The organism is Pseudomonas brassicae (assembly GCF_010671725.1).
GTDB lineage: Bacteria > Pseudomonadota > Gammaproteobacteria > Pseudomonadales > Pseudomonadaceae > Aquipseudomonas > Aquipseudomonas brassicae.
Map to the genome: position 1 here is coordinate 1 of NZ_JAAHBU010000198.1, position 4,038 is coordinate 4,038.

Below are 4,038 nucleotides of genomic sequence, written 5' to 3' on the forward strand. Positions count from 1 at the left end.
GCCCTGGCCGAGGCGGGGGCGCACCGGGTGCATGGCGCGATGGCGGTACCGCCGGGGCATGGCGTCGAAGCCGAAGTCGAGGGGCTGGCGCCCAGTGCCTATCGCCTGTACGACGCCAGTCGAGGGGGCTTTGCCAAGGTCGACCCTGCCTTGCTGGCCTTCATCCAAGCCTGCGAGATCGAGGCGGGCATACCACTGGAGCCGCTGTACACCGGCAAGGCGCTGCTGGCGCTGCACCAGCAGGTGCAGGCCGGCGCATTGGCTGCCGGCACACGGCTGATCTTCGTGCATACCGGCGGCCTGCAGGGCCGCCGTGGGTTCGCCTAGTCGTTTTTCTGCGCCAGCATGCGCAGCAGGGTGTTATCGCGCACCACGTAGTGGTGATACAGCCCGGCCAATGCATGCAGGCCGATCAGCCAGTAGCCCAGCGCACCGAACCACTCGTGCCAGCCCTTGACGAACTTGGCCAGGTCCTTGTCCGGCGCCACCAGCGCCGGCAGCTCCAGGCCGTAGAACGGGATCGGCTTGTCGGCGGCGCTCAGAATTGTCCAGCCCGCCAGCGGTAGGCCGATCATCAGCGCGTACAAAGCCCAGTGCATCAGGTGTGCAAGCCCGGTCTGCCAGGCCGGCGGCGTGGGCTCGATACGCGGGGTAGGGCGGCTGACCTTCAGCAGCAGGCGCAACCACACCAGTGCGAACACGGTGAGGCCGAGCATGAAGTGCAGGGTTTTCATCAGGTCGCGTTCGGCGCTGTCCTTGGGGAAGATGCCGCGCAACTCGATGCAGGCGTAAACTGCCGCCAGCAGGATCAGCATCAGCCAGTGCAGCGCGATCGACAGGCTGCCATAGCGCGCCTGGGTGTTGGTCAGGGTCATGCTGATTCCTCGTTCATCAGGTCAAAGGCTGCGCTCTTGATGGCGCTGTGGCTTAACTCTAATCGGTTATGTGCATCTTTCCCCTGCGCTGGCGCAAAAAAGTACCAGTCACGCCTACAGCCCCTTTTTACCCAGGTACTCGATCAACTGTGGGTCCTGGATCTTGATCGCCAGGTCCATCAGGTTGCTCCTGTCGTCGGCCAGGCAGTAGGGTTTCTGCGGGTCGCAGTAGGTGCCTGCGCTGCTCATGCCGCGCTCGAGCAACACGCTGAGGATCTCGTAGCTCACCTGCGGCGCGTCGGCGCTGTCGCGGGTCTGGCGCGAGAGTTCGATCAGGATCGCCTCCATCGTTTCGCTGCCGGCCTCGGGCACTGACAGGTGCCGTGCGACCGCCTGGCGCGTGGCGCTGTAGTCGGTCTGCACGGCGGCATCGAAGGCGTCCATGTTGCTGTCGCTGCGGTCGAAGTAACCGACATCGGCACCGGCCCTGACCAGCACGTCGATCACCGCAGCGTCGGCGCCTTGTTCGATCGCCTGCAGCAACGGCCGGGGGTGGTGGTAGTCCGCTTGCTCGACATCGGCACCCTGGGCAATCAGCCAGTCGATCGTCGCGGCGGGGTGCCTGGCGTTTATTGCGGTAGCCAGCAGCGACTGCGGGTAGTCGCCCAGGCCGACCATCTGCGGCAGCGCGGCGCGAAGCTGTTGCAGCATGGCCAGCGACGCGTGATTTTGCAGGGCAACGTGGAAGGCCGTGCTGTGGGTGCTGACGATGCCGGGGAGTATTTCGCCGTGCTTGGCCTGGCGCAGCAACGGCGCCAGGTCTTCGGGGCGCGCCTGGCTCCAGAAGCTGTCGCTCTGCAGCAGCAATGCGTTGCGGTACAGATCGTCATCGTGAGGGGCGGGCGCTGCGCAGGCGGGGCCGAACCAGCATGCCGAAAGTACGAGCGACAGGGTGCGAAGGTTGCCGAGCACGAGGGATTCCCTTTGTCATGGTGATGTAGTGCACGGTGCGAGATTAACAGACTGTGCGTGGTGTCTTATGGCTATCACCGCTATCATGCGCACCCTTGAAACGGTGTGGCGGGCCTTGTCACTGTGGTGTTCAAGCGTGCCCGCGTCGGCTGTTTCAGGGAAGTACACGCCTTGCCTCTTCAAAAGGATCTTGTGGTTATGAAATGCCTTACCCGAGCCCATGTGGGCCCGCTGCTGTTTTCTGTGTCTGCTGCGTTGCTGGCCGGCTGCCAGAGCATCAAGCCGATGCCGGCGCCGACGGCGATGGTGCTGCCGGTCTGCATCAATGATGAATGTGCGGTACTTGACCAGAATGGTGTCGTACAGGTGTCGGTGGACAACGACTACGATGCGGTTTACGACGCCCCGATGAACAGCACGCTGCTGTTTGCCCGGGACGGTGTGTGGAGCCTGGCCAGTGGCGATGGCAAGCAGCTCATCAAGGCCGAGTTCACCGACGAACTGTGGACGCTGACCCCTGGTTATTTCGGCTTCAAGCGCGACGGCAAGTTCGGCGTGATGGATGAACAGGGCAAGGAAATACAGCCTGCGACCTACGACGAAGTGTTCCAGGGCGACTTTAACGAATTCATCGTGTACGAAGTTGACGGCAAGCGCGGTTTTCTCAGTGCGAAGGGTCAGAAGCTCAGCGAGCCGGTGTTTGACACAAGCCGGGTTCGCGGCAACTTTGCCGAGCTTGGCCACTGGATCACTGGCGAACGTAACGGTGAGTCGTGGGCACTGAACATCACCACCGGTGAGCTGAAAAAGGTCGAGTTCGGCGAAATCGACGCCGGTGCCGGGCAGGTCATGGTGGTGAGCAAGGGGCGCGGTGAGGCCAAAGGCCTGGCCGATGCCAAGGGCACGCTGGTGACGGCGCTCAAGTATGACTGGATGGGCAAGCCGGGTGTGGACCTGGTGGCCTTCAAGGAAGCCGGCGCCAAGCTCTGTGGCTACATGGACTTCCAGGGCAAGACGGTTATTCCGCCTGCGTTTGCCGAGTGCAACCCTTTCGGCGAGAAGGGCGCGATGGTACTGGCGGCGAACGTTGAAGGTAAGAACAAGGGTGGTTTCATCGGCCGCGACGGCAAATGGCTGATCGAGCCGACCTATGCCTCGGTGGGTGATGCCAAGCTTTCCTCCATGGGCATGCTGGGCAATGTGCCGGGCTACAGCCATATCGGTGTGCTGCAGAACATGTTCCTGGCCTATTACGGCGTGTTCGACCTGAACAAGGGCGTCGAGGTGCTCAAGCCCGAGTACCTGCAGGTGGGTGTGCTCACCGACAACCTGTTCGCGTTCAGCGACCTGGCTTCGCCGTACCGTACCGTGAGGGTGTTCGGCCAGCCGAGCCAGGTACGTGCGGTGGGCGTGGTGGATGCCAAGGGCAAGGTGCTGATCAAGCCTGACGAGTACACCTACTTCAAGCTGGATGCCAGCGGTCGTTACCTGAGTGCCTATGAGGCACTGGGTGCGCCGGCCCGTGTTGCGTTGTACGACCTGGACGGCAAGCAGGTGGTGCCGGCGCGGTGGCAGGAGCTGGAGGTAGACGTGGCCCGTGGTGCGATCTTCGGCTACGAGGTGCAGGGCACTGGCGATGACATGAGCCGAAGCCTGAGAGCGCTGTACCGCCTGGATGGCACCCCGGTATTTGATACCGTCATCGTGAAGGCGGGATGTGACGTGGAGCAGGTGCGCAATGGCAAGGGTGAAGTGTTGTGGCCGATTGATCCGAAGGAATACTGTGAGGACCCTGACGTAGGGGCTTGATAGCGGTTGTGCCTGCCCCCTGCGCCACAGAGATCTGAAGTGGGCAAACAAGGCTGACGACGCCGCTCCTGCAGGCCATGGCCTGACAGAGCGCGTCGGCAGTCTTGGTGGCTCGGCTTGAAAACGGGCTGGACCTGCCCCCACTACCCCGGCAAACTCGGCCAGGCATCCGACACCAGAAACAACCGCTCCGCTTCCTCCCAATCCCCTTCATCACCCTCCACCAACCGCACCAGCAATTGCGCCGGCGCCATCGGATCAAGCGCCTGCAGCCAACCCGCGAAGTGCTCCGCTGACCAGGCCTGCTCCGGCGTGTAGCGCGCCGGCGCCAGCCACGCCTGGCGCGGCAGCAACTGCCAGCAACCCGCCGCACGCTGCGCCG

4 protein-coding genes and 1 pseudogene are annotated in these 4,038 nt (G+C 63.2%); 2 read left to right on the plus strand and 3 right to left on the minus strand.

The window, feature by feature from the left end; all coding sequences use genetic code 11:
- Positions 1 to 327 (plus strand): annotated as a pseudogene (locus G3436_RS14915) (1-aminocyclopropane-1-carboxylate deaminase); the annotation flags it as partial.
- On the opposite strand, the gene G3436_RS14920 reads toward G3436_RS14915, so the two are convergent.
- Together G3436_RS14920 and G3436_RS14925 are read right to left on the minus strand one after the other, a co-directional pair.
- Complete coding sequence (locus tag G3436_RS14920; RefSeq protein WP_163946284.1) at positions 324 to 875, minus strand: cytochrome b; 552 nt, start codon at positions 873 to 875, stop codon at positions 324 to 326. The pseudogene G3436_RS14915 and the gene G3436_RS14920 sit on opposite strands and share 4 nt — an antisense overlap.
- A gap of 114 nt (positions 876 to 989) precedes the next feature.
- On the minus strand, positions 990 to 1,847 hold the full coding sequence (locus tag G3436_RS14925; RefSeq protein WP_163946287.1) for a hypothetical protein: 858 nt from the start codon (positions 1,845 to 1,847) through the stop codon (positions 990 to 992).
- A gap of 198 nt (positions 1,848 to 2,045) precedes the next feature.
- Between G3436_RS14925 and G3436_RS14930 the strand changes: the two genes are divergently transcribed.
- Entirely contained in the window at positions 2,046 to 3,656 is a 1,611-nt protein-coding gene (locus G3436_RS14930) for a WG repeat-containing protein (RefSeq protein WP_163946289.1), read from the plus strand.
- 143 nt (positions 3,657 to 3,799) lie between these two features.
- On the opposite strand, the gene G3436_RS14935 is transcribed toward G3436_RS14930, so the two are convergent.
- Positions 3,800 to 4,038, minus strand: a 239-nt coding sequence (locus tag G3436_RS14935) for a DUF1853 family protein (protein ID WP_163946292.1), incomplete at its 5' end; no start/stop codon positions are given.

Bases quoted from the DNA above. Each gene is read 5' to 3' on its own strand.
- G3436_RS14920 (WP_163946284.1), bottom strand. From the start codon at position 875: ATGACCCTGACCAACACCCAGGCGCGCTATGGCAGCCTGTCGATCGCG.
- G3436_RS14930 (WP_163946289.1), top strand. From the start codon at position 2,046: ATGAAATGCCTTACCCGAGCCCATGTGGGCCCGCTGCTGTTTTCTGTG.